This window comes from Silvibacterium acidisoli (genome assembly GCA_022870745.1).
Classification (GTDB): domain Bacteria; phylum Acidobacteriota; class Terriglobia; order Terriglobales; family Acidobacteriaceae; genus Silvibacterium.
Genome location: CP085323.1, coordinates 596,014 through 621,991 on the forward strand (window position 1 = coordinate 596,014; position 25,978 = coordinate 621,991).

At 55.1% G+C, this 25,978-nt stretch carries 16 protein-coding genes and 1 tRNA gene; 8 read left to right on the plus strand and 9 right to left on the minus strand.

Annotated elements, in window-relative coordinates:
* Positions 1-8: 8 nt before the first annotated feature.
* Positions 9-806, minus strand: a complete 798-nt coding sequence (locus LJD29_RS02510) for a TIGR00282 family metallophosphoesterase (RefSeq protein WP_446744181.1) — start codon at positions 804-806, stop codon at positions 9-11.
* A gap of 198 nt (positions 807-1,004) precedes the next feature.
* Here LJD29_RS02510 and LJD29_RS02515 point away from each other — a divergent pair, with 198 nt between their 5' ends.
* The gene (locus tag LJD29_RS02515; RefSeq protein WP_446744182.1) at positions 1,005-1,415 is read left to right on the plus strand and encodes an Rrf2 family transcriptional regulator; all 411 of its coding nucleotides are present in this window, start codon (positions 1,005-1,007) and stop codon (positions 1,413-1,415) included.
* Positions 1,416-1,435: 20 nt separating this feature from the next.
* Here LJD29_RS02515 and LJD29_RS02520 read toward each other — a convergent pair whose 3' ends face one another.
* Positions 1,436-2,821: an MATE family efflux transporter gene (locus tag LJD29_RS02520; protein WP_446744183.1), complete on the minus strand. Its 1,386-nt coding sequence runs from the start codon at positions 2,819-2,821 to the stop codon at positions 1,436-1,438.
* 84 nt (positions 2,822-2,905) lie between these two features.
* Between LJD29_RS02520 and LJD29_RS02525 the strand changes: the two genes are divergently transcribed.
* Positions 2,906-2,995, plus strand: a tRNA-Ser gene (locus LJD29_RS02525).
* 822 nt (positions 2,996-3,817) lie between these two features.
* Here the strand turns inward: LJD29_RS02525 and LJD29_RS02530 are convergent.
* Together LJD29_RS02530 and LJD29_RS02535 are read right to left on the minus strand one after the other, a co-directional pair.
* Positions 3,818-6,805: a TonB-dependent receptor gene (locus LJD29_RS02530; protein ID WP_446745866.1), complete on the minus strand. Its 2,988-nt coding sequence runs from the start codon at positions 6,803-6,805 to the stop codon at positions 3,818-3,820.
* Positions 6,806-6,951: 146 nt separating this feature from the next.
* A complete protein-coding gene (locus tag LJD29_RS02535; RefSeq protein ID WP_446744184.1) occupies positions 6,952-8,325 on the minus strand; it encodes a YncE family protein in 1,374 nt (457 codons plus the stop codon).
* Between the two features lie 958 nt (positions 8,326-9,283).
* On the opposite strand from LJD29_RS02535, the gene LJD29_RS02540 reads away from it, so the two are divergent.
* The 5 genes from LJD29_RS02540 to LJD29_RS02560 all read left to right on the plus strand — a co-directional run bounded on the left by LJD29_RS02540 (position 9,284) and on the right by LJD29_RS02560 (position 18,225).
* Positions 9,284-9,793 carry a hypothetical protein gene (locus tag LJD29_RS02540; RefSeq protein ID WP_446744185.1) on the plus strand — a complete coding sequence of 170 codons (510 nt, stop codon included), beginning with the start codon at positions 9,284-9,286 and terminating at the stop codon, positions 9,791-9,793.
* 36 nt (positions 9,794-9,829) lie between these two features.
* Positions 9,830-12,829 (plus strand): TonB-dependent receptor, encoded by a 3,000-nt coding sequence (locus tag LJD29_RS02545; protein WP_446744186.1) that lies wholly within the window; start codon positions 9,830-9,832, stop codon positions 12,827-12,829.
* A 90-nt stretch (positions 12,830-12,919) separates the two neighbouring features.
* Positions 12,920-13,936 (plus strand): YncE family protein, encoded by a 1,017-nt coding sequence (locus tag LJD29_RS02550; RefSeq protein WP_446744187.1) that lies wholly within the window; start codon positions 12,920-12,922, stop codon positions 13,934-13,936.
* A gap of 149 nt (positions 13,937-14,085) precedes the next feature.
* Complete coding sequence (locus LJD29_RS02555; protein WP_446745867.1) at positions 14,086-15,435, plus strand: MmgE/PrpD family protein; 1,350 nt, start codon at positions 14,086-14,088, stop codon at positions 15,433-15,435.
* 69 nt (positions 15,436-15,504) lie between these two features.
* A complete protein-coding gene (locus tag LJD29_RS02560) occupies positions 15,505-18,225 on the plus strand; it encodes a bifunctional YncE family protein/alkaline phosphatase family protein (RefSeq protein ID WP_446744188.1) in 2,721 nt (906 codons plus the stop codon).
* Positions 18,226-18,373: 148 nt separating this feature from the next.
* Here the strand turns inward: LJD29_RS02560 and LJD29_RS02565 are convergent, their stop codons facing one another.
* The 5 genes from LJD29_RS02565 to LJD29_RS02585 all read right to left on the minus strand — a co-directional run bounded on the left by LJD29_RS02565 (position 18,374) and on the right by LJD29_RS02585 (position 25,267).
* Positions 18,374-20,809, minus strand: a complete 2,436-nt coding sequence (locus LJD29_RS02565) for a TonB-dependent receptor plug domain-containing protein (RefSeq protein WP_446744189.1) — start codon at positions 20,807-20,809, stop codon at positions 18,374-18,376.
* A gap of 192 nt (positions 20,810-21,001) precedes the next feature.
* A complete protein-coding gene (locus LJD29_RS02570) occupies positions 21,002-22,408 on the minus strand; it encodes a sensor histidine kinase (protein ID WP_446744190.1) in 1,407 nt (468 codons plus the stop codon).
* Complete coding sequence (locus tag LJD29_RS02575) at positions 22,405-23,085, minus strand: response regulator transcription factor (protein WP_446744191.1); 681 nt, start codon at positions 23,083-23,085, stop codon at positions 22,405-22,407. The genes LJD29_RS02570 and LJD29_RS02575 overlap by 4 nt, the downstream gene beginning before the upstream one ends.
* A gap of 80 nt (positions 23,086-23,165) precedes the next feature.
* Positions 23,166-24,395, minus strand: a complete 1,230-nt coding sequence (locus LJD29_RS02580) for an ATP-binding protein (protein ID WP_446744192.1) — start codon at positions 24,393-24,395, stop codon at positions 23,166-23,168.
* 197 nt (positions 24,396-24,592) lie between these two features.
* Positions 24,593-25,267, minus strand: coding sequence for a response regulator transcription factor (locus LJD29_RS02585; protein ID WP_446744193.1), 675 nt, complete (start codon positions 25,265-25,267; stop codon positions 24,593-24,595).
* Between the two features lie 166 nt (positions 25,268-25,433).
* Here LJD29_RS02585 and LJD29_RS02590 point away from each other — a divergent pair, with 166 nt between their 5' ends.
* On the plus strand, positions 25,434-25,952 hold the full coding sequence (locus tag LJD29_RS02590; RefSeq protein WP_446744194.1) for a hypothetical protein: 519 nt from the start codon (positions 25,434-25,436) through the stop codon (positions 25,950-25,952).
* Positions 25,953-25,978: the final 26 nt, after the last annotated feature.

Genomic DNA, 25,978 nt, shown 5'->3' on the forward strand with positions numbered 1-25,978 from the left:
CGATTCCGTTATTCACCGAGCAGCATGCGCTGCGTCGAGGTTGCGCGACCGGTCGCTCCATCGCACTCGATAAGCAGCGCGGCCATGCGCGGATCGCCTTTGGCGGCCTCGAACTTGCCAGGCATTCCGCTGAGAAAACGCTGCAGCACCAGTTCCTTTTCCACGCCGATGACGCTGTCATAGGGGCCGCTCATGCCAACGTCCGTCTGGTATGCGGTGCCACCGGGCAGCACGCGATTGTCCGCCGTTGGGACATGTGTGTGGGTGCCGAGCACGGCCGTCACGCGCCCATCGAGATACCAGCCGAGCGCTACCTTCTCCGACGTGGCTTCGGCATGAAAGTCAACCAGGATGACCCGTGCCTTGATCTGCTCAAGCAGGCGATCCGCCACACGGAACGGATCCTCGTTCGAGGCCATGAAGACCCGGCCCTGCAGGTTCATTACGGCATAGGTCTGCCCATTTGCCAGCTGGCCTTCGTAAACGCCGTGACCTGGCGTTCCTGCAACGTAATTCGCGGGACGCAGCACGCGGCGAGGACGCTCATGGCTGCCGGCGGGAACCGATTGCATATATTCGATGATCTCGCGCTTGTCCCAGACATGATTACCGGTGGTAAGCACATGGGCGCCCAGGTCGAATAGCTCGTCGGCGATCGCGGGGGTGACGCCGAAGCCTCCGGCAGAGTTCTCCGCATTCACGACGAGCAGATCAATTTCCTGCGTGTTGAGCACGTGACCGAGGTGTTCGCGCACAATGCGCCTGCCGGCGCTGCCGAACACGTCGCCTACAAATAAGATCCGCAAACTTCCAACTCCTTCAAACTGTCGAAACTTCGATGCTAAATCTTTTTTCGCTCACGGCCTATTGTTGGGCGCGTTGATCACCTTCTTCCCGGCCTTCAGGAAGATTCCGATGAATTTGTTCCTTTTCCCGTCACTTAAGTAGCAGATTCCACATGTTTCTCCATGTGTAATCGTGACTACCTGTGTTAGCGTGGCAACATGGCCGTCAATACCCGATTCGCAACCGGCGTCCACGCCCTCGTTTTGCTCGCTGCCGAACCGGATGTACTGCAGACCTCAGAGGATGTGGCACGTAAGCTCAACACAAACCCTGTTGTCATTCGTCGCGTTTTCGCCATGCTGCAACATGCAGGACTGGTAGAAAGCCAGAAAGGTCCAAATGGTGGGTCGAAGCTCAAGTCTTCTGCGAAGGAGATTACGCTTGCCGATGTTCACCGCGCTCTAGATTCCGGTGGCATATTTCACAGCGCTGCTTTCTCGGGCACGCACGCCGCACGGGTGAATTCCGCTCTCGATAAGGTATTTGCCGACGCCGGCCGTGCGGTCGAGCGCGAACTTGCGCTGACGACACTCAGCCAGTTCGTAAAGAAATCGGCAAAGAAAAAATAGCATCCGGCTCGCGGGCGAACCTAACCCGCGAGTTCCTTGTTTCCGACGCTGCTCCATCGCAACGCCAGTACAGCCGCAATCGTAATCAAGGCAAGAGTCAGGCCTATCCATAGACCGGCGAGACCCATGTGCATGCCGAAACAGAGCCATGCGCCGAGTGGAAGCCCCATCGCCCAGTAGCCTACGAAGTTGGCTAGCATGGGAAACCGTGTGTCGCCGATGCCGCGCAATGCACCGGTGGCCACTCCCTGCGCCCCGTCGAAGATCTGAAAAGCCGCAACGATCGCAAGGATGTGCGCACCCAGCACCAGGATCCGGCCATCGTGGCTGTAGATTTCAAGCACGGGCCGCGGCAGCAACAGGAAGGTCGCGGCGGCGACCGACATAAAGCCGGCCGCAAGCGCTATTGCCATCCATCCCGCACGGCGAGCGCGTGCTTTATTCCCCGCCCCCACGGCGTGACCCACAGCTACCGCCGCTGCGGCGGAGATTCCCAGCGGCACCATGTAGGTGTATGCCGCGCAGTTGAGCACGATTTCATGCGTGGCTAGTGCGACCGGATCGAGTCGTGCGGCCATGATGGTCGCGGCCCCGAAGGCACCTACCTCCAGCACGACCTGTGCCGCGGCAGGCAAGCCAAGCTTCAGCAGTGCGCGGATGCGGTCCCATTGCGGCGCCGGCCAATGCGCAAAGAGCGGATGCCCGCGGCGGCGCTCGTTCTGCCAGGCAAAGAAGACAAGCACCACAGCCATGTATACCCGCGAAAACACGGTCGAAAGCGCCGAGCCGCGCACACCGAGGGCGGGCATCCCCAGCTTGCCGTAGATGAAGATCCAGTTGCCGGCAAGGTTGATCAGATTCGCGGAGATCAGCGTGAAGGTGATGGGACGCACGCGCCCTACACCCTGCAGGTAGCGTCGGAAGGCTCCATAAGCCAGTAGCGGAAACGTTCCCCAGTTGAGGATGGTGATGTAGGAACGAGCGTAATCGCGCACTACGGGATCGACGCCGCGCGCGGAGAAAAGCGGCTGCACGGCATAGATGAAGAGCATCAGCAACGGCGTGCAGGCGAGAGCGAGATAAATGCCCTGGGCCAGAGCGCGATGGCACTCGTCAAACTTCCTGGCGCCGAAGGCCTGGGCCACAAGCGTGTCGAGTCCCAGCAGCAGGCCGATGCCGAAAAGCGACGGAGCATAGTAGATGGCATTACCCAGCCCGACGGCGCCGATGGCAGCAGGGCCCAACTTGCCAACCATGACGACGTCGACGACGGTCATGGTCATCCATCCGATCTCGGAGAGTGCCACCGGGACGGCGAGCGCCAGCAGCGCGCGCAACTCATCGCGCCTGCGAGGCGCAGCGGTTTCCTGCTGATCGAAAATGTCTTCGGCGGCGGCGGAGTCCATGAATCGTCCTGAAACGAATCTCTCGATTTTATCCGCAGCCGGAGCGAGGCCGCCGTTATGTTAAAGTCAAAAGAGTCAGTCGCTGGAGAGATGGCCGAGTGGCTGAAGGCGCACGCTTGGAAAGCGTGTTTAGGGGAAACTCTAACGTGGGTTCGAATCCCACTCTCTCCGCCATAGGCTTTTACAAACCCCACAAAATCAATCAAGTATCTTAAAGTCAACGACTTGGGCCTATCCAATCAAGTCTCGATTTTTCCCTCAGACTCCCGTCTTTCGACAGACTTTTTGTACCAGGCGGTAAATCTGGTACGACCTCATTTTCCCTGGCGATCTCCCACTCACAGAGCCGAGCCAAGCGCCGTTTACATCGCATGGAGCGTGAGCTCCATCATCCTTGCAACTTCACTCCCGAATCTTCCCGCTTCAACATCGCCACCAAGTTTTCCGAGTCCCCGACCACCCTCCAATGTTTCCGTTGCAGCCAAATTGGACATGTAGCTCGCAACTGCTTCCAGATATGCCTAATTCGGGTACGGTCGCTGCCTGAACACCAGGTGAATTTTGGGCGCGGCAGGTGCATTCACAGTAGGGCCTTCAAGAACATCTGCTCAAAATGAATCAGCAGCACCAAGAGAAGGCTCCGAAAGCGCGAACTCTTGAAGTCGGTCAGATGAAGTATGACGATGCTGGGTCGAAGCCGAAACCGTTGGCATACAAAGCATCTCAGTGGGCCAGAATCGATCGAGCGCAAGCTCGGCAGCGGCTCGCAGTGATCCGGCGTGGAAAAGCTTTAACAGATAACCGTAGTGCTCCGTGTCCTGACTTCAGCAAGCGTTTTCAGATCTGCATGCGCCGCGATCAAAGTGGCGAGAATCTTGTTCGGGTTTGGAAAAAAGAAACGATCTATCCATGAAGACCTGGAGCCAGCGGGTCTCTTACGGATAGATCGTTTGCCAGTACTTCAGAAGCCGGTCACTTCACCTGGAAGTTCGACCCTTAATAGTTGATGCGCAGAGAGAATTCAAGCACCCTGGGGGTTCCTGTGCCCACAAGTCCTGCGGAATTCACCGTTGAGGTGATCTGTCCAAAACTTGAAGGTACGTTAAGACTGCGAACGCCATTAGCGGTTGTGACGCTTAGTGAGCTCGCAGGCTGTCCATACTGGGCACGATTGAAGAGATTGAAGGCCTCAGCGCGGAAGGTGAGATTGTTCCGCTCCGTGATCCTGAAGTTCTTCTCCACTGCTGAATCGTTCTGCCAGAGAGGCGGGCCGGTCAGCAGATTGCGCCCGGCGTTGCCCCACTGACCGACAGAGGGAAGCGAAAATGCCGCAGGGTTGATCCAGTGGTGAATCGCCGGCCCCGGCAGGTAAAGAGGAACCCCGGGCACGCGGTTCGGGCGCTGATCGACGTTGTTTCCATCGATCAGCTCGGTGCTGCTGCGGCTGAGAGTGACGTTCACAGGCAGACCGGCCCTGGCGCTAAGCAGAGAGTTTACGGACCAGCCGCCTGCCAGGAGATTCATCGGATTGGTGGTATTGAGATACCGTTTGCCGTAGCCGAATGGCAGTTCATACACAGCGCTGAAAGTGCCACTGTGACGGGCATCAAAATCGCTGCTCGCGTAATCGCACCGGAAACAAGCGATGTTCTGAGCAGCGTCAGCATCTCCCGCGCCCACAGAACCGTCGTTGATAGCGTGGGAATACATATAGTTGCCTCCTAAGAAGAGGCCATTGTGGAAGCGTCGCGTCACGCTGGTTACAAGAGCATTGAAATTCGACATGCCCTCGTTATATTTCGTATCGATCTCGCTCGGATATTGCGGTAGCGGCCGCTTGTTGGTGGTTGGATCAATCAGATTGGTATAGCTGCGGCGGAAGAGGTGGACGCCGTGCGCACCGAGATACGTAAGAGTGAGAACAGTCTGTCCCGGAAGACCCTGCTGAACGGAAGCGGTCCATTGCTCGACGTACGAATCGGGGTGGTTGCGAGCCATCGAACGCGGTGTGAGCGCGAGCCCGGTAGACGGCGTAAGAGCGGGATCGACCGGATACGAATACTGCACAAAGGTGCCGTTCGATTGAATGCCACTGGTCAACAGGGTCGAAGGCTCAGTGTTAACGACCGGGCTGTCTTCATCGCCAAGCTGAACTTCACCATGAAAGGTTCCAAAGCCGGCGCGGAAGACAGTATTTCCTCCGAGTGATTCCGGAGAATATGCCACCGAAGCGCGGGGATCGAAGCTCAGGTAGTTGGGGTGGTAAAACTCAGCGCCCATTCCGCAATAACCGCCGCAGTCGGCGATGTCGAAGGGGTTCTCGTTGTTATGTACTTCGTGGAAAGGCGAGAAGTAGTTATAGCGAAGACCGTAGTTAATCGTCAGGTCTTTAGAGATCTTCCATTCGTCCTGCGCGTAACCCGCGACATGGATTTTGCGCATTCCCTTGTCCGGTAGAGCAGCAGTCGTCAGAAATGTGTTCAGCTGATTTGCCAGGAAAGCATTGGTGTTGAGGAAGCTCGCTGTACCGTCCACCGAGTTCTGTTCGTTGAACCAGGGAAACTTAACCTCGGCGCCGAACTTGAGGGTGTGATAGCCCCTGGTCCAGGTCACGGTATCGTTGATCGATTCGGATTGGCCCACCTGCTCCTTGGTGTAGTTTTCAGACAAGGAAGTGAATCCCGTGATCGAGAAGTTGAATGGGAGCCCGGTCTGCTGGGATTGGATGAAGGTATTTCGATTGAACCCAAACTGCGCTTCATTGATCAGATGAGGGTTGAAGATGTGCGTCTCCTCGAGCACGAAGTTTTGTACTCGTGAAGTAACAGTGATTCCCTGAGCAAGAGCGTTGAGTGCGCTTGTCGACACACCGTCATCGATGTTGTAGCGCGCATAGCCGGAATCGCTTTCGTTGAAGCGATGATCCACTCGCACCGTGCCGGCGTTCTCACTGTTCGGGCTGGGCACTTCACCAGTGAATGAATCGACATTCACATCGGAGGTGTGGGCCTGCCCTGCGGGATATGCGTTCACAATGAAAGCAAGTGAAGGCTGAGCAGCGGCTACCTGATTGCGAAAGGCCTGGCTGGGAACGAAGCCGGTCTGCGGAACGCCACCAAGCTGCTGACGGAATCCCTCGTAATTTGCGAAGAAGAAAGTTCGATCTTTTATGATCGGTCCACCCAGGCTTCCGCCGAACTGATTCAGCTGAAAGACCGGGATCTTCTTCGCGCTCTTGATGGGTCCCCGAGCGTCGAAGTAGTTATTGCGCAGATAGTCGAAGACGCTGCCGTGAAACGCATTGGTGCCAGTTTTTGAGATGAGGCTTACCTGACCGCCTGCGGAGCCTCCGGTATCGGCCGTATATGCTCCGGAGTCAACCTTGAACTCTGCTACTGCTTCGGTCGAGAACTGCAGTCGAAGAGCTGATTTGAGCGAAGCGTGAAAGACACCGCTGGCATCCACGCCATCGAGACGAAAGTTGTTATCGTCCGTTCCGTTGCCGGCGAAACGTATGCTCGATTGAGCTCCGGAACCTGAATCGATCGCGCCTGGGGCAAGCAGCTCCAGGTTCGTGATGTTTCTTCCGTTCAATGGGATCTTCGCAATTTGCACGGACTGAATGGTACCCCCGAGGGTTGCATCGCTCTTGTTGAGTTGAGCTCCCTCTCGATCGGCCTCGACTCCAATCGTCTCCGTAATTGCGCCGATCGCCAACTTGGCATTCACGGTGCGCACGTCACCGGAGTGCAGATCCACGTCTGCGACCCGCATCTCCTGAAAGCCTTCCCGGGAGAAGACGATGCTGAAGCGACCGATCGGAAGCGATGAGACGACAAATTGTCCATGAGCATCTGTCTGAACGTTACGGACCTGGTTGGTGCCCTCCTGGGTTACCGTCACCGCGGTACCAGCGATCAAAGCCCCTGAAGAATCAGTTACCGTCCCGTTGAGTTCGGTCCTGTCGATCTGACACCACAACACAGGACGGGCAAGAAGAAAGGAGAGCAAGAACAGACATTGAAATATTCGTTTCATTCCAGGGACTCCATAAAGTTTGTTATGAGACACACGTCAACTGCAGGCGTCACAGGCTGTGACACCTTTGCCAGCCTCATGAGGCGGCAGCGTTATTCGTTGTTGGCTGGCCCGAACAGAGAATTGACGTCAGGGATCTTTCGCGCTATTTCCTGCCTGATCGCGTCCGCCTTCTTCGCTGCATCTTCCTCGCTCATTGCGTCAGTACACGCAATCTCCATCACAAGAATTCCGATCTGACGGTGTTGAGCGTCAAACATCAGCATCTTCATGTTGTAGAACTGCCCGTCTTCGATCTTTGGCCCATAGATGCCCCCGCTCTTTACCGCAGCAAAGTCGCTCTGCGACGTGGGTATGCCTACTCGCGTTGCATTGCCGTTGGCGATAATCAACATCTTGCCGCCACCCGGAGGAATGGCGTGAAGACCGACTTTTCTGAGAAGAGGATGATCTGAAAGTGTTTCGAGTGCTATCTGCTCTGCCCTTGGAGCCTTCACAGAGACCTGCTCTACGGCCGGGGCAGCCGTCATAGCTGTAGAGGCGTTTGCCACCCGGTACGCCAATACCCTGGCTGCCTGATCGGCGTGCTTCGGCGCGGCAACGAAGAGCGTTTCGGTTTGAGGAACAAGCCTGGCGGTTTTCGCGTTGATGCCCGTCGGAACACTTCCTAAGCGAGCGTAGTGGTCGAGATCCTTCTGCTCGTAGACGTCGACTTCCCCATTTGCTGCGGCATAAATTCGCCTGGTCGCAGGATCGTAGATCAGATCATCAATGCCGCCCGCGATCGAAAGAGTTTGCAGCTCCTTGCCGGTGTTGCTGTCGAGGACAACGATCTGCCCGCTTCTGCAGCCGACAAACAATCTCTGCCTTTGCTCATCGAGCGCGATGGCAACATTTTGTTTGCCGAGCGTGATGGGCCAGTCAGCAACCTGCTTATTGCGAAAGCGATCGATCACAACGACATGATTTGTGGCCTTGTCGTTCACATAGATACGTGGGCGATAGTTGTCCAGGGCCATCGCTTCGAGCGTGTCGCCATGGATCTTCATCTCACTCAACTTGCTGTCTGAGGCGGTATCGATGACACTCAGCATCGAAAACTTTTGCCCAACATCTCCGCCGCCGTTGTCCACGTACAGGTATTTGCGGGAGATGTCGAAGCCGATCGCATCGGCATCTTTTAGTAGCGGTATCCGTGCGACCTGCCGGTAGTTTTCGCCATCGAACACCCGCACTGAGCCGTCCAGCCCATCGGTCACGTAGAGCCGATCCGTCTCCGGCCTGTAGAGCAGAGCATGGGGCCGGGCGATACCGTCGATCTTGTGCAGGACCTTGCCGCTTTCGGCGTCGAGCACCAGTACAGCCTTAAAGTCTTCCGGGGTTACAAACAGCCGCTTTCGCTTAAGGTCAATCTCCAGATGATCGAAGTTGCCAGTTATGTCAGCGGGCAATTGAAAGGTGTGCACCAGTTCCAGAGGGGCCGGGGAAGTTGACTGCGGGTATGCAGGCAGGAATGAACAGACTGATGCTGCCACGAACAAGAGGGGCAGAATGCACTTGCTATCTAGTTTCAAAACGAAGGGAATACGCGCTTTCATAGATGTAGAGCAAGCGTAGGACGATGATGTACCTGGAACCGTGACAGAGCGATCAAAGTTAAACAAAACTGAATTCAGATAATATTCAGAATCGTTTGAAAAGGGCGTTTCGACCGGATGCCTCAGGCACGGAGATGCAGGCCCCGGCATCTCCCTAGCTCACACGCTGGATGTGCTTTCATTTCCGCACGAGAGAACTGCATAAGCCCCGTGAAATGAACTCATGATGGGCGTATCTTAAGCCTCCCGCTCTCATCCTGACCCCGGCCATAGCGGGCGCCACCTCTTTATGAAAAGTCATCGCATGCACTGTGAAACGTCTGTGACTCAGTGGATTTCTAAGGATGAACTAAGGTTCGTTGGCTTGAATGAGGCCACCGTCACCGTTCATAGCTTGCGACAGCATGCGCCCTGCTGATTGAGAACCGGGTGCTTGTCGAGGGAAATGACCGGCTGGGTAATTCAGCCAATGATCAGCGACAACAATCAGAGTGCGAGGAAACTTTCCTTGATGCAAGGGCGGATGGCGCGGCCTGCATACGAGCGAAATAAGAGCGCCGCATTCGCAGTCGCGCCGGCACCTGCACGCACATCGCGCCCGATCCACATTCGGCAGTCGCGACCAGCGGAGACTTTCACAGGTGCGCTAAGCGAAGACCCGCATCGCGGGGGCATCTATTGGGAACCCACCAGACGAACAAGATCTCAGATGTGGCCGACTCGATGGTCCATCCCCGATGAGGGTAGCGACCTATCTGAACTGTCATCTGCAGATGAAGTAAATGCAAATCAAAGACCCTCAATCCATTTCAAACAGGAGTCCACAGTGTTTCGACTCATTTCAAAGTATGTATTTGCATGCCTGCTTCCCTTCTTCTTTGCGGCCAGCCCGGCTCACGGTCAGAAGGCAGCAACTGCTGCAACGGCTAATCTCCATGTCGATGCTCCCCTCGCTCAATCCCTTGTTGACAAGACAATGGCTCAACACAGCGACATCGGGAAGCTTGGCATTCATGCCGTACCGCCGGCAGCAACCGACAACGTCATCATCGCGTGCAACATTCGCTCGAAGAACGGAAAGAAGTCTTCAGCAGCCGACCTGGAAAAGCTCGCAGCCGGCAAACCTGTTGCCGATCGCGTGGAGAAAGAACAGATCTTCGATCTCATGCTTCCTATGACCGATGCTCACGGAGGCGATCTTGATGGCGGATTTGTCGTGATGGAAGTGCCGTTTTCAAAAGCCAGCAGTGAACAGGAAGCGCTCGCGATCGGAGTTAAGGTGCGCGACGAGCTCCAGGCCCAGATCCCAAACAAGGCCGCTCTATATCAACGGTAGTGATCCGGTCGATGATCGGAAGAAAGTAGGTCTGCGATGAAGAAGTTCCTGCTGTTGTTCCTGCTTGTGGTAAGTCCATTGATGGCCCAGACCGATCGCGGAACCATCACGGGTGTGGTCACTGACTCCACCGGCAGCCGCGTTGTCGGTGCAAAGGTCTCAATCAAATCCAAATCAACCGATCTCGAACGGACCACGAAGACGAACGGCTCCGGTGCATACACGGTGACGTCACTTTCAACAGGAACCTACCAGATCAAGGTCGAGGCACCGGGCTTCTCAGAGCTGGTGTTGAACGACGTGACCCTTGACGTAGGACAAACAAGAACGATGGATGCGAATCTGTCGGTTTCTGGCGGCGCAACACGAGTCGAAGTAACGGAAGCCGGCCTATCAAAATCCTCCGTCGAGATCGGCGGCGTCATCCATGGCAAGCAGGCCCAGGACCTTCCGCTCAACGGCCGCAGCTATGTTGGGCTCGTTTCCCTCGTTCCTGGCGCCATCGACTCAGGTACGGGTACGCAGCAGGATGTTCGTTTTGCGGGACTGTCAGACGAAGACAACAACTGGCACCTTGATGGCGTCGATGATTCGGGCATTAATCACCAATACCAGAAGGTCGATCTTCACCTGCAGGTCTCTACAGAAGCAATCGCTGAGTTTCGTGCCAACGGCGTGGCTTACAGCGCGGACCAGGGCGGAACGGTCGGTGGACAGATTGAAGTCGTGTCCAAGACGGGCGGAGACATGTATCACGGTGCGGCATGGGAGTTCATACGCAACGACGTCTTCGACGCAAAGCCATGGGACTTCCAGGATTCGCTTCCAGCGCTGCGCCTGAATAATTTTGGCGCGAACATAGGCGGTCCGATCCTCCGGAAAAAGCTCTTCTTCTTTGCCAACTACGAAGCGCTTCGCCAGAACATCAACACCGCTCTCACTGGCCAGGTACCCACGATTGCATTTCGTAACCAGGTTGCCGCACAGCAGCCTGGTTTGGCGCCTCTTATCGATGCCTACCCCATCGGACAGATTCCGATCGATAACACCAGCGCGCAGTGGTTTGGCAATGGACCGAACGTGACGCACGAAGACTCTGGACTGATTCGTGCGGATTACCACATCAACGATCGGACAAGCGCCTTCGTTCGATTCAATACGGACCATTACACGAACACCGCGCCGGACAACTTCAACCCGTCGACAGCCTTCAATAACCTGAATACACCGAATGCAACCATTGGCTTGCAAAATACGTTTTCGGCCAATCTTTTCAGCGACGCCCGTTTTGGCTTCGATCGGGCGGAGTTTGCACAGGGACAAAATACTCCTTTCCCGTTCGCCCTGCAGATCACTCCCTTCGGGTCAATCGATAGCCCAAGCGGCTCGATTCGTAACGATAACTCTTTCACTGGTCTCGACGACGCTACGTTCGTCCATGGTGTTCACAACATCAAGGCCGGCTTTACCATTCGTCGCGTGCAGGAGAACAAGGCTTCGCCGAACACCGCAGATGAGACCATCGAATACAACAGCACATCCACGTTCCTGCAAAATCTCATCGACTCCGACAGCTACGCTGGCGCAGTCCCTGTTACCGGTCAGCGCTTGACCGAGTATTTTGCATACGTGATGGATCAGTTCAAGCTTGGATCGACACTGAATCTCAACCTGGGCGTGCGCTACGAAAACTTCGGTGTAGACCACGAAGTACTGAATCGGTTCATTAACGCCGATCCGATCAATTGCCCCGGCGTAATTTGCGCTCCCAACATTCCCTGGTATTACAGAAGCAATCTTCTCTTCTCTCCTCGAATCGGATTGATCTGGTCACCGGCGCAGTTTGGTGGAAAGGTTGCGATCCGCTCCGGATTCGGAATCTACGACGGCTTTGGGCAGTTCGGCGGCCTCGGCCAGCCCATCGGAAACCTTGCGACGAAGTACACCCTGAACCAGACTCAAGCCCCGGGCTTCGGCTATCCCGTACCGCCTGACCTCGGCATTGCAACGCACAGCAACTCTCCTGCAGCAGCCTCGATCCATCGCAAGATATCGAACATTTACGAATGGACCCTCTCCATTCAACAGGAGATCGCCAAACAGACTACCTGGCAGGTCGCTTATTTCGGCACCCGCGGTGCGCACCTGTTTTCAAGCATCACGGTGAACGGAATCGACCCCGCTACCGGTAAGCGTCCTTATGCCGGATTCTCGACGATGGGTTATCAGGACAGCTCGAACGACGGCTACACTCATGCGTTTCAAACGAGTATCCAGCGCAGCTTCAATACTGGCTGGATGTTGTCTGCAAACTACGAGTGGTCCCATTCGATCGATACCGGCGGCATCGGTGGCGGCGAGGCGGACACGCCAGAAAACAATAACTGCATTCCGTGCGAGCGGGGACCAAGCGACCAGGACATGCGGAATTACTTCACGGCGAGCACAATCTATCAGCTTCCGGTTGGACGCGGCCGCCGCCTCATGGGCAATTCGTCACGGATAACCGATCTATTCCTGGGAGGATGGCAGATAGCCGGGATAGCCTCGGCACGTAGCGGACTTCCACTCAATGTCACCATGAGCCGTCCGACGTCCGCACTTCCCGATCAGATCAACAAGAACCAACGACCCAACCGAGTGCCCGGTGTGGCGCTTTATCCGACTCATAGAACACCGCAGAACTGGATCAATCTCGCCGCCTTCTCGACTCCCGCGAGTGGCACGTGGGGCAATCTTGGCCGTAATGCTGTCAGGGCTCCCGGCGTATGGCAGATCGATCCCGCGATATCCAAGCGGTTTCCCATCACGGAACGCATAGGCGTCAACTTCAGGGCCGAAGCGTTCAACATTCTCAATCGCGCACAGCTCGGTCAGCCCGGGGTCAGCTGGGCTCCTCCAACCGGGGAGCCTGGAACCGCGGATTACTCACCCAATCCCAATAACTTTGGCGTTATCAACAGTGCGTACAGCACGAATGCGACGGGAAGCGGAACGCCTCGTGAATTGCAGTTCAGTCTGAAGCTGGATTTCTAACGAATGCTGCCAGGAGAAGTCCTGCAATTTCTCCTGGCAGTTCTTTCCTCTCCGACGATGAACATATCAGAAAGCTCCAAGGAAAAGATCATGAGAAAGCTTAATCACTTTGCAATCGCTGCGACCTTGCTCGGAATTTGCGCGGTAGCACAAGCAGCAGACTATAAGGTGCAGACGCGTTATTCCATCCCAGGCAATGATGGCTGGGACTACATCACCGTCGATAGCGTGGGACGCCGTATCTATGTTTCCCATTCAGTCCGCGTAAATGTGCTTGACGCTGACACCGGGGCGGCGATCGGCACGATTGAAGACACACCTGGGGTGCACGGCATTGCCGTTGCTCCCAAGCTGAAGCATGGCTTCACCAGCAATGGCAAAGAAGACAAGGTCACTATGTTCGATACTGCCACCCTGGCCGTTATCAAGAAGATCGATGTCGGCAAGGGGCCGGACGGTATTTATTTCGATCCCGACACGCAGCGAGTTTTTACCAACAACCACAAGTCACACGACATCACCGCGATCGATGCAACCACCGGCAATGTGGTGGGAACGGTGAATGTAGGCGGCAACGGAGAAGGTGCAGCGCCCGGTAAGAATGGCTTGATCTATGTCGCCCTCGAGGATAAGGACGAGGTAGCAGCATTCGATGCGAAAACGCTGGAGGTTAAACAACATTTCCCTCTGGATGGGATCAAGGCTCCTACTGGGCTTGCGGTTGATGCGAAGAATAAGCGGATCTTCGTGGGCGGTCATAGCAAGACGATGGCTGTTCTGGATGCGACCACGGGCAAACAGATCACCACTCTACCTACTGGATCGGGAACCGATGCGGCGGGATTTGACGCAAAGAATTATCTGATCTTCTTCTCGAATGGCGAGGGCAACCTGACCGTAATCGAAGAAAAAGGTCCCGACGAGTACGTGGCGCACGACCCTGTCACGACGCAGCCAAGCGCAAAAACCATGGCTTTCGATAAGAAAACAGAGAAGATATTTCTTCCTGCCGCAACAGTCATCACGACGCCTGCCGCTGATCCTTCTCAAAAGCCAAAGAAGACGATCACAGATGGAACATTTGGTGTCCTGGTGGTGAGCAAGTAACAAACATGCCAATCGTTTCGAAATCTAGAATCCTGACCCGGAGAATTTTCTTGCACCGCTCCACTGAGGCGGCAGCAGCAATGCTGCTGCCGTCTTGCGTTATGAGAGCGCAGGATATCCCCGCAGACGGCGCCGCTGTTAGCCCGGTCATGTCCCAGTTGAGTGACTATATGAGCAGGGCTAAGGATCAACCGTTGCCTGATGCCGTAATCGAGCAGGCCAAGCTCCACATTCTCGACACGGTAGGCGCGATGATTTCAGGCGCTACTCTTCCACCAGGCAAGGTCGCCCTGGCTTTTGCGAAGAACCATCCAGGAGAGAGAGACGCGACAATAGCCGGTTCCGGGCTGTTATGTTCTCCTGCAGAAGCGGCACTGGTCAATGGAATGCTCGCTCATTCCGACGAGACAGATGACTCCCATGCCCCCTCGCATTCGCATCCCGGTTGCGCAGTGATTCCGGCTGCACTTGCGACTGGGGAGTATTACAAAATCAACGGTGCCCAGTTCCTGCGGTCTGTCGTTCTCGGCTATGACATCGGCACCCGCGTGTTGATGACTCTTGGCGGAGCAGAATTTCAGTCAGAGACTCATCACGACGCCCATGGCATGGCGAACACGTTTGGAGCGTCCGCCGCATCGGGCTGCGCCGCGGGGTTGGACGCGAGACAGATGCGATGGCTCCTGGATCTCGCCTCCCAGCAGGACGCAGGAATCGCAGCGTGGCAACGTGATTCGGAACACATCGAAAAGTCACTGGTCTTCGGCGGCATGCCGGCTCGCAATGGCGTGATGGCGGCCGAGCTGATCCGCTTAGGCGCGACCGGTGTTTCAGATGTCTTCTCGGGTGCGGATAACTTTCTTCTGGCGTTTGCTCCTGAAGCAAACCCCGGGAAGCTGGTCGAGCAGCTCGGCCAGCGGTATGAAGTGACAAGAACCAATATTAAAAAGTGGACCGTTGGCTCGCCAATCCAGGCTCCCCTGGATGCTCTTGAACTGATCATGAGCCAGCACTCCCTGAAGCGCGAGTCTGTAGAACGAGTAGTGGTGAGAATTGCAAGCAGCAGTGCGAAGACGGTCAACAATCGTCAACTTCCTGATATTTCTCTCCAGCAGATGCTGGCCGTGATGCTTGTGGATGGCACAGTGTCATTCGGGGCAGCCCATGACCTTGCCCGAATGAACGATCCAGTTGTCACAGAGGAACGATCGAAGATACAGCTCATCGGGGATGACGAGCTTGAGAAGCTGTTGCCAAAGCTGATCGCTGTCGTCGAAGTCTCTACCAAAGATGGATCGACATACAGCCAACGGGTGGATGCGGTCCGCGGAACTGTAGCGAATCCGATGCCCCGCGCGGAAGTGGTCACCAAGTTTCAGGATTTAACCGAATCGATCCTTGGAAAGACTCACTGCGACAAACTGGTGGAATTTATTTTGAATGTCGAACGTGCAACGACGCTCGGGTCGATTCGACCCGTTCTGCGGGAATCTGCATAATGTCGTTCGCACAGGTGACGGAAAGAGCTTTGGATCAATGAACTTTCAGAAAGCGGGAGAAGTCAGAATATGAAGTGGAATCAAACCAAAGTCGTTGCGGGAGTGGCAGTCGTCTCCTTCCTTTCTTTTAGCTGCCTGTGCGGATTCGGACGTGCCCAGGAGCTTACAGGGCAGGGCCCTCAGAAGATGGGACCGGTTGGCCAGGAAGAAGCAAAACCAACGAAGGCAGTTGGTCCTGTCAACTCCGTTGTCGATCCGGGAATCATTCCGAGCCGTCAGGGCATCACTCCCGCCGGCCTGCAAAGCGTCTTCGAGAGCCGCGTCAATGGTGTCATCTTTAGTGAAGATGGGAAATCGGTATACGCGGCAACACTGGGGCAAAACTCTTCGCACGTCTTTCAGATCGACCTTGAAACGAATCACATGGCCGGCGTTATCGATTCTCCCATCAGCGTTGGAATGCAGGGGCTGGCCTACGATCCAGGCAGCCATTCTCCTGTGATGAGTGGCTTGTCTGGCGGAGCCAAGGGCAAGAACTCGGTGGTGCAGTTGGTCTCGCTCGGGGGCGGCAAGAGCGCTGTGATTGCGGAGAAACTCGGCGACCATCAGGCAGGCGGCCTCGGAATCGGCACGGCGAAAAACAGCCGCGGACAACGGCTGGCGGTCGTGGCCCTGACATTCAACGACGAGGCCGCAATTATTGATTTGGAGTCGAAGCAGGTTGTGACGACCGTTAAAACCGGCATCGCGCCTTTCAGTGCTGTTGTTGATCGTGACAGCTCCGTGGCTTATGTCAGCAACTGGGGCGGCAGATTTCCTAAACCGGGTGAAAGGACTGCAGCCACCGGCCCAGAAGATCATGCGGATCAGGTGTCAGTCGATGAACATGGCCTTGTTAACAGCGGCACCGTTGCCCGAGTGGATCTTCTCTCCGGTACGGTTACCTCCACTATCGAGGTCGGATTTCATCCGTCGGGAATGGCGTGGGACGAGGCACACCAACGCCTCTACGTCGCGAACAGCAACTCCGATACGATCTCCGTTGTAGACACAAAGGCAAACCGCCTGCTTGAGAGCATCACACTCCAGCCCTTTAACAAAAAGGTTGCGGGGATCTCGCCGGAGTCCGTCGCCCTTTCTCCTGATCACTCTTCTCTATATGTGGCCTGTGCCGGCATCAACGCCGTCGGCGTCGTAAGCCTGAAGAGTCCTCATCCGCACGTAGCCGGCTTTATCCCGACGGGCTGGTACCCGGATGATGTGGTGGTGAGCCCTGACGGCAAGTTTATTGCAGTCTCCACGCTGCTCGGAGTAGGGACCGGCTGGAACAGCCCGAACCTTCTTGCACGTGAGAAGCGGGATGGCATGAAGCCCGGACTCAACATGAATCGCCGCTATGTTCATGCGGACCGTGGAACTGTTCATATCATTCCGGTGCCGGATGAAGTCGAGCTGGAGAGATACAGTATCGCTGTTGCAGAAGACAACCATCTGGGACTACCTGGCGAGCTGATGCCGAATCTTTCAGCGCGGCCCAACGTTGCTTCACGACCGATCCCTGCTCGGCTTGGCGAACGCTCGACGATCGATCACGTCATCTACATCATTAAAGAAAACCGCAGCTACGATCAGTATTTTGGATCGCTTGGAAAAGGCAACGGAGATCCAAGTCTCAACCAGTACCAGGACGACGTAATTCCAAACCATCGGAAGCTGGCGAAGGAATTCGTCCTCCTTGATAACTTCTTTGCGAACGGCGGCAACAGCGCAGATGGACACCAATGGCTTACCCAGGCTGCGGAAACCGACTACGCTTACTGGCCCGGCTATAACGGTCGCAGCTACCCGAAGAACGGTGACGACCCACTAGCCTTCGCGGGCTCCGGCTTTCTCTGGGATCATCTCATCGCGAATCACAAGACCTTCGCGGATTTTGGAGAATACGTGGGAGAGATGGGCGGCAAGAACGGCGATCTCCGCGCGAAGCTACTCGATCAATACAAACAGGGCAGCGATTTTCCGGATACCTTTCATACGAAAGCGCCGATCGCAGAGCTGAATCAATATCTGATTCCGGATTTTCCCTCGTACGGCTTGAAGGTCCCCGATGTCACACGTGCGAGAATCTTCCTTCGGCATCTGAAGCAGTGGGAACATCAGGGCACCATGCCCAATCTTGTCATGGTGCAGATGCCATCCGACCATACAGAAGGAACGACTCCTGGGTTTTCGACACCGAAAGCATGCCTGGCAGATAACGACCTTGCGATCGGGCAGATCGTAGAAGGTGTTTCTCATTCTTCATTCTGGAAGTCAACGCTCATCTTCATTGTCGAGGACGATGCGCAGGATGGGCTGGATCACGTCGACGGGCATCGCACCGTAGCGTTAGCAGTGAGTCCCTACACGAAGCGCGGTTCGATCGACTCCACCTTCTACTCACAAGTAAGCATGGTGAAGACGATTGAGATGATCTTTGGTGTTCGCCCCATGTCGGTGTTTGACCTGATCGCGAACGACATGAGAGCGAGCTTCCAGGCGACGCCAGACCTTACTCCTTACCAGGCAGTCGAACCGAAGCAGTCCATCTATGAACGCAATCCTGATCTCAATGCCTTGAGCGGCCAGGAAAAGAGTGACGCACTCGCATCATCCAAAATGGATTGGAAAGAGCCGGATGATGTGCCCACTGAGCAACTCAACGCAATCCTCTGGCGTAACAGTAATGGAACTGATTATCCGGTCTGGAAGAGACACTCGGCAGCCTTTCAACTAACTCCTACGCGTTAGCGGAATACGAAGTGCAGCAGTATGTGGGCGAGGGATCTTGGCAGTATGCCACCCTCGCCCTTAGTTTTTTCCAGCATCGATAAAGTGACGACGGCAGCAGGAGCAAAATTCCTGGTGGCCGCTCCTGCCATGGATCCGATAAGTTCGCTTAGAACTTGATCCTGGCAGTAAATTGCAGCCGCCTGGCTGGCGCTGCGGCTGTGGGTTGTTCAAAGAATGCAGACTGCACATTCCCAACATATGACATGAAATTGGTGCGGTTAGTAATGTTGAAGGCATCGACCGCGAAGGAGAAGGCCGGTATTTTCTCAGCCCCTTTGCGGGGAACCAGAAGGTCATGGCTCCAACGGAGATCGAGCTCCGCGGTACCGCCACTCTCCAGCGTGTTTCTGCTGATGCCCGCCGGACGTGCGTTGAGGATGCCTGTGTTAAACGCATCGACGCCTGATGTTTCCGTGTAAGGAAGGCCGGAGTACGCTTTCACCGCCGCGCCAAGATTGACCCAATGATCTTCGTTAAACGTAGCGAGCAGATTGAAGCGGTGCCGCTGATCAAAGTCTGCGCGGCCGTATTCGCCTTCAAGAGAATACTGATTTGCGGGAAACCACGCGATGCCGCCGGTGTTGTTATCCGTGTGGCTGAAGGTATATTGCGCCATTCCGGAGAACCACCGGCTTGCCTTCCCTTGCAGGGTCAGGTCCAGGGCGTTGCCGACCTGCCTGCCCTCCGACTCGATTTGTCGAACTGTTCCAAAGTTGGGGTCAGGACGGCCGGCGTCATAAAACGGTGGAACTGGAGCGTTGATATCTCGCGACCGAAACAGATGCACGCCGATGGTTCCCCGGTAGGTCGCAGCGACTGTCAGTCCCTTCGCAATCTCTCTTTCCACACCGGCGCTGAAATTTGTGGTGTACGGGATGCGAGTGGCATCCGTACGTGTAACAAGATTTGTAGGTAGCGTCGCGAGATTCGTGCCTACAGGATAGGGGTTGGAGTATGCCGGATTGAGAAGCGTGAACGATCGAATGATCACCCCGTTGTATCGCTTCAGATCAGCCATCGGTTGCACGCCTGAACGATCGTAGAACAAGCCGGCACCACCCCGGAGAATCGTCCTGCGGTCCGGCGACGAGTATGCGACGGAAAATCGCGGAGCGAAATCAAGGCCGGACTTGAAGTACGTCTGCCAGTCGTAACGAAGCCCAGCCGTGAACTGCAGGTTAGGACGGAGCTGTATCTGATCCTGCACGAATGTTCCGATCTCATTCATCCAGAAGACGGTGCGGCCGACGCCTTCCTGCTGTGTGAACGAGTAGGGAATCTCCGACCGGTAGTCTCCGATGCTCGAGAAGTTGTAGGTTCCAAGCCGGTTCGTATGATCTTCCCAGGCGCGGCGGCTGAGATTGGGAATGTTTACACCGAACTTCACGTAGTGCTTCTGGTGGCTCCAGCTAACGATGTCATTGATCTTGCCGTTGTTCTCCGTGTTGAGCAGATCCGCTTGTGCTCCGCCGCCGGTGAAAGCACCATCAACCGTTATCTTTTGCGCGTTGACGACACTGCGAGTAGGGTTGTGATCCTTCTCATAAAACAACTGCAACTGGTTGAGTAGTGTCGAGGAGACGATCCAGCGATCGTTGAAGATCACGTCGTCTTCGCGTGCCTGCGTGTTTACACCAGCCTCAGCGAGAACCAGGCCGCCAACTCCGAAATTGCGCGAGATGGTGTCGGTGACGTTGTATTGAAAGGAAATGCGATGTGTAGGCGAGAAGTCATGTGAGATTCTCGCGGCAAACTCAGTATCGTGAACCGGCGTGGGAACATTCGCCGTGAACAGTCCCGATGGAATGTTGGCGTGCACAACGGACTGGAGGTTATCCTCCTGCCGCGTTCCTGAGAGCAAAAAAGTCGTCTTATGGTCAACCGGAACTGGCCCCGTAATCGAGCCCTCATAAATTCGCTTTTGCTCAAACGGTTTCGAGACAGCGAAGTAGTTCGCTGCGTCGAAGGTCGAATCTCTGAAAGTAAAATTCAGCGTGCCGTGGAATTGCGGTGAGCCCGGCTTGGTCATGATCTCGATGCGGCCTTTGCCCGGGCGGTTCGTTTCTGCGCTATAGGGATCATTGTTGATTCGGGCTTCGGCAATTGCTGAGGCCGAGACACCTGTTCCCTTCATTTCAACTCCGTCAACGATGATGGAGACTCCCATCGTTGCCACACCTGTCTGGTCAAGAAACGGAGTGAGGGCTGCGATGTAATCCTGGTCGAACACTGGGACCTTTTCCATCAGCGAAGCGGAGGCTGAGACCTGATCGCGGTTCGATGAGTTGTCGAGTTCGAGTTGAGGCGTCTCTGTTGCGACCGTGACGGTCTCTGAGACCTTGGGCGTGCTGAGCTTGATCGTGACCTCATGCATGCTGGCAGTCACGTGCAGCGGCGACCGATAATCGTCGAACCCATATTTTCCGGGGATCAGAAGATCGTAGTTCCCGGGTTTGACACGCAGAAGGTGAAAGTGTCCGTTTGAGTCGGAACTGGCCCTGGCCACATTCTGATCTGCGGCACGCGGTGATTTCAGGATCACGTCCTCATCCGGGACTGCTGCTCCATCCGGATCGACAATTGTGCCCGAGACACTGACCTGAGCTACGAGGCGCCCGCATGGGATGAGAAGAAAAACGAGAGAGAGCTTTGTAATCGCAGATAACAGGCACGACTTCATAGCCTATATGTACTTCGAAGTACCTGAATTTCTTCTGAGTCGGATACCTTTGTTTTACTGATAAACCGGCAACTGCCGCGTGACGTCTCCGCGTTCAAAACCGATCCGGAAAGTTGAGCCTTGCCCTAACTCGCTTTCGACCTGAATCGAGCCGCGATGGAAATCGACAAGGCTCTTTGCGATCGAGAGGCCCAGACCATATCCTCCATCGCCATGGGTTCGGGCTGCGTCGACACGGAAGAAACGCTCGAAAATCTTATTCTGGTCGCCCGGTGCGATTCCAATACCGTTATCGCTGACGAGAAAGCCGCATCCCTTCTCGCTTACCCATGTTTCCAACTGGATTCGTCCGTGAGGTGGCGTATAACGGATCGCGTTGTCGATGAGAATCATCAGGACTCGCTCGATCATCGCCTGGTTACCGCGTATAGGTACGATCTGGGAGAGTGGCGCGTATTCCACTGTGATGTCGCGCGTACTTGCCAGGGATCGCGCACGGTCGAGAATGGAGCGGACCGGCTCGGCGAGCTCAATCAACTCCATCGGGCTCGCTTTTCCCTCCTCAGCTCCCCTCGCAAGCGTCAACAGGTCGCCGATCAGTCCCGTCATGTATGCGCTCTCGGCGATAATGTCAGCGAGGCCATTCCTGACGTTGGGTTGAATATCTCCGAGCATGAGCAGGAGTTCGGCATTCGACCGAATAAGAGCCACAGGAGTCCGCAGCTCATGCGAGGCATCGCCGGTGAACTGCTCGATCCTTTCGTAAGACGTCGCGATGCGATCAAGCATCCGGTTTATCGTAATGGAGAGCTGGTCCAGCTCATCATTCGTTCCTAAAAGAGGCAACCTGCGTGAAAGACTTCTGGCGTCGATAGAGTTCGTCGTTTTTGTGATCTGATCGATGGGCGAAAGCACGCGTCCGCTCATCCAGTAGCCAGCGAGTGCGGACAGAAGACCGGCAACAGGCACGCTCAGCAGTAATATCCACAATAGACCGGTAGTGAGTTCCTGATATTCCGTCTGATCGACTGCTACCTGAATCAGAAACAGGTAGGGCCCAACCTTAGCAAAGCGGCTGATAGTTCGATAGGAACGGCCCTTGGCTTCGATACTCTCTTTGCGGAGATTGTCGGGGTCAGGAACGATCGGCGGAACAACAGCCATCATGTCAGGTTGATAGACAACGGTACGGTCGGGACGAGTGACTCTGAACATCTTTCCGCGCGGCAATAGGGATGAGTGTTCCCGCAGCTCCTCGTTCAAGTTGCCCATGTCGTTCATTCCGAGTTTGTGGTTGAGAAAGGCCGCGACTCCGTCGATGCCCGAGGTCAATTCCTGGTCCGCTGCATGACGCAGCCCCCAACGCGCCGACAGGACGATTCCGAAACACACGACAACGAGTATGAGCATCACCAGTGATGCGTACCAGATCGTAAGCCGTGTTCGTATCGTCAGGGTCATAGATTGCCTTCCACCGTGAGCTTGTAACCAAATCCTCGAACTGTGTGGATCAGCTTAATTTCGGAATCTCCGTCGATCTTGGAACGAAGCTGTTTCATGAAGGCGTCGAGAGTATTGTTTTCTACCGTTCGCTCATAACCCCAAACTGCATCGATGATGGCGTCCCTTCGCAAAACCATGTGAGGGTTGCGCATGAGGAATTCGAGCAGCAAGAACTCCGTACGTGTCAGAGAGATATTTCTTTCAGCCCTTGATGCCGTGTGAGTAAGCGGGTCCAATTCCAGATCTTCAAGGCGATACATGAGTGCCGGCGATGACATCATCCTTCGTCCCAGAGCACGTAAACGCGCGAACAGCTCTTCGAAAGCAAACGGCTTCGTGAGGTAATCGTCTACGCCGGAGTCCAGACCGCGGACAACATCTGCGGTTGCATCTCTTGCGGTGAGCATGATGATGGGAGTTGAAATCCTGGCATTACGGAGAGACCGCGCAACCGAATAGCCATCCATACCGGGCAGCATTGCGTCGAGAATGATGGCCTCGAACTGGTGGCCGAGAGCGATCTCCCTGCCTTCGTTTCCGTCATAAGCAAGGAATGTCCGGTGCGCCTGTTTTTCAAGGGCATCACGGAGCAAAAGCGACATTTTGGGGTCATCTTCGACGATTAAGATTCGCATTCACAGGTCACGCTCGATCAGAATAGCGAGCGAACCTGAATTTCAGCTGAAGGCCGTGAAACAGAAATTTATCCAAAAAGTTATGACAACTGGGCGTAGGCTGTCTCCGACAGCTTCGTTTGCAGCACCTGTGGAATCGACACCGTAAAGGTGCTCCCCTGCCCCGGCTTGGAGACTACATCTATCCTCGAACGATGGGCTTCAACCACCCATTTGGCGATGGCAAGCCCAAGGCCATTGCTTTCTCCGCTCTCGGGCCTGGACTCGTCGACCCGGTAGAAGCGGTCGAAGATCCTGGGAATGGCATGCTCCGGTATGCCAATGCCGGTGTCGCTCACACGCAGCTCATAATCGTCGTCGCGGCGTGCGAGAGACACGGTAATCGATCCGGTATCCGGTGTGTATTTGATGGCATTATCTAAAAGGATGGAGACCATCCTCCGTAGTAACGATAAATCTCCGTTTGTCCAGACCTCATCCTGCACTTCGATCGCGATCGTCTGGCCTTTAAGAACAGCGCGCGGTTGAAATTGACGAGAGACTTCGATGACGAGCTCTGTGAGATTGATCGGCTTCCATTCGATTTTTTGATGAACAAGATCGGTTCGTGCCATCGCAAGCATCGTGTCCAGCAGCTGCGCCGTCGCTTCACATTCGATATTGATATTCTTCAGCGCTGCGCGGTACTCTTCTGGCGACCGATCCCGGCTTAAAGCCAGGCCAGCAGTTGTCATCATGATCGTAATTGTCGTACTCAGGTCATGCGATAGATCGCTGGCAAACTGAGCCAGCCTCTCAACTGCGATCTCCAACCGTGCAAGCAATTGATTCCATGTCTCCGCGAGAGTCTGGAGCTCATCACCGGTATTTGGCACGGGAATTCTTCGCTTCAGATCCTGGATACCGATACTTTGCGCTTCTACAGAGATGCGATTGATCGGTTCAAGAGCGCGCCCGCTCAGGACAAAGCCACCTCCAACCGAGAGCAGCAGCATCAACGGACATACCAGGAAATAAGAGTTGCGGATGGCATTGAGAACATCGAAATGCTCGTCAATCTTGCCAGACAGAGAGAGGCGATAACGCTGTCCATCGAGTGTAATGACGTGATTGAGCGTACGGATTCGGTGACCGCCCTGACGTACTAATCCGTAGCATCGTTCTAGACAGTCCTGATCGGGCCACGGAACCTTCAGCTCATCCGACCCTGGTGAGGCAAATACAGGCTTGCCGTCCAAACGATAGAGCTGAATGATGTCGGTCGTAGCTATGGCCAGAGTCAGTTGCTGCAGCTTCTTTGCCAAGGGCACAGGAGCGCCTGAGTCCGGCCATGAGTTTACAAATTGCAACAGCCGGTCTTCACGGGCTTCCATCGTGCGCTGCCGCGAGCTGGCAAGAGCCCGATCCAGATACCAGTACGAGAAGCCCCCCAAACCGATCATGGTCGCAACGGTAAACAGGATGTACAGGATGCAGACACGTACCCGCAGAGACTGCCGGTTGATCGTCATGGCGTCGCGACCAGCGTATAACCGAGCGCCCGCACAGTACGAATCTGGCTCTCCTGACCTTTCAGATCAATCTTCGAGCGCAAGCTGTGGATATAGAAATCGATGCTGCTATCGCTTACATCCGAATTGTAAGACCAGCCAACCTCCCTGACCTGATTTCGAGTGACAAGCTGGTTCTTGCGCCGCATCAACAGCTCGAGCAGGGCATACTGCTTCTTGGTGAGTCCGATCGGCTGGCCGTTGCGAATGACGACCCGGTTCATCGTGTCCAATACAAGGTCTCCCGCAAGAAGACACGAGGGTTCGATGACAGGCCGGCGGCGGCTGAGCGCGCGGATGCGCGCGATAAAAACCTGAAGCTGGAATGGTTTTGTGAGGTAGTCGTCAGCGCCGAGATTCAGACCGTGCACGATGTCGGGCATCGTATCCCGAGCCGTAAGCATGAGTACAGGGATATCGCACTTTCTTGCTCTAATCTGCTGCAGCACGCTGAATCCATCGAGGCCCGGCAGCATGATATCGAGCACCGCAATGTCAAAGGGCACACTCAACAACAAGTCCCGGCCCTCGTCTCCGCGCTCAGAGATGGATACCTGATGGCCTTCTTCCATCAGGCCCTGGCGAAGAAGATTACCAATCCTCTTATTGTCTTCGATGATGAGGATGTTCATGTCTGGCTATTAGAACTGGATGAATGTTAAAAGCAAATCCCCGGTTTATTAAATAGCTGTTACCTGCTTGATTTCTAAGATTGATCTAAGGCAGTTCTTTTCGAATCCATTCAGAGCCGGTTGCATGAACCCGGCAACCAACTCAATTCACCAGGAGCACTGATCCATGTCACTTTCGACAGCAAGAATGTTTCTTCTCGTAGCCTTGAGTGTGGCCCCATCGGCTATTTTTGCTCAGGATAAGCCGGCAAAAGCGCCCGCACAGGATCCCTCGACCTATATGCACGTTCACGCTCCGTTCGCCGAGGACCTGGTGAACAAGGTGAAGGCCGCTCACAATGACGAGCTCGTAAAGCTCGGTATCCATGCGGTCCCGCCCGGAGAAACGGACAACGTCATCATTGCCAATATCACTCCGTCTAAGATCGGGAAAAAGTCTTCCGAGGGTGATCTGAAGAATCTTGCCACCGGTAAGCCTGTTGCTAAGAAGCTCGACAAGGATAAGACCTTCGATCTGCTTCTTCCGCTGACCGATGCAAAGGGGCGCGACCTTGACGGCGGATTTGTAGTCATGGAAGTGCCATTTACCAAGGCCAGCGACGAGGAAGAGGCCATCAAGATCGGAGTCGCGGTTCGTGATGACATCCAGAAGCAGATTCCAAGCAAGAAAGCTCTTTACAAGTAGTCGGTGTTAGATTCGAAAGATTGTAG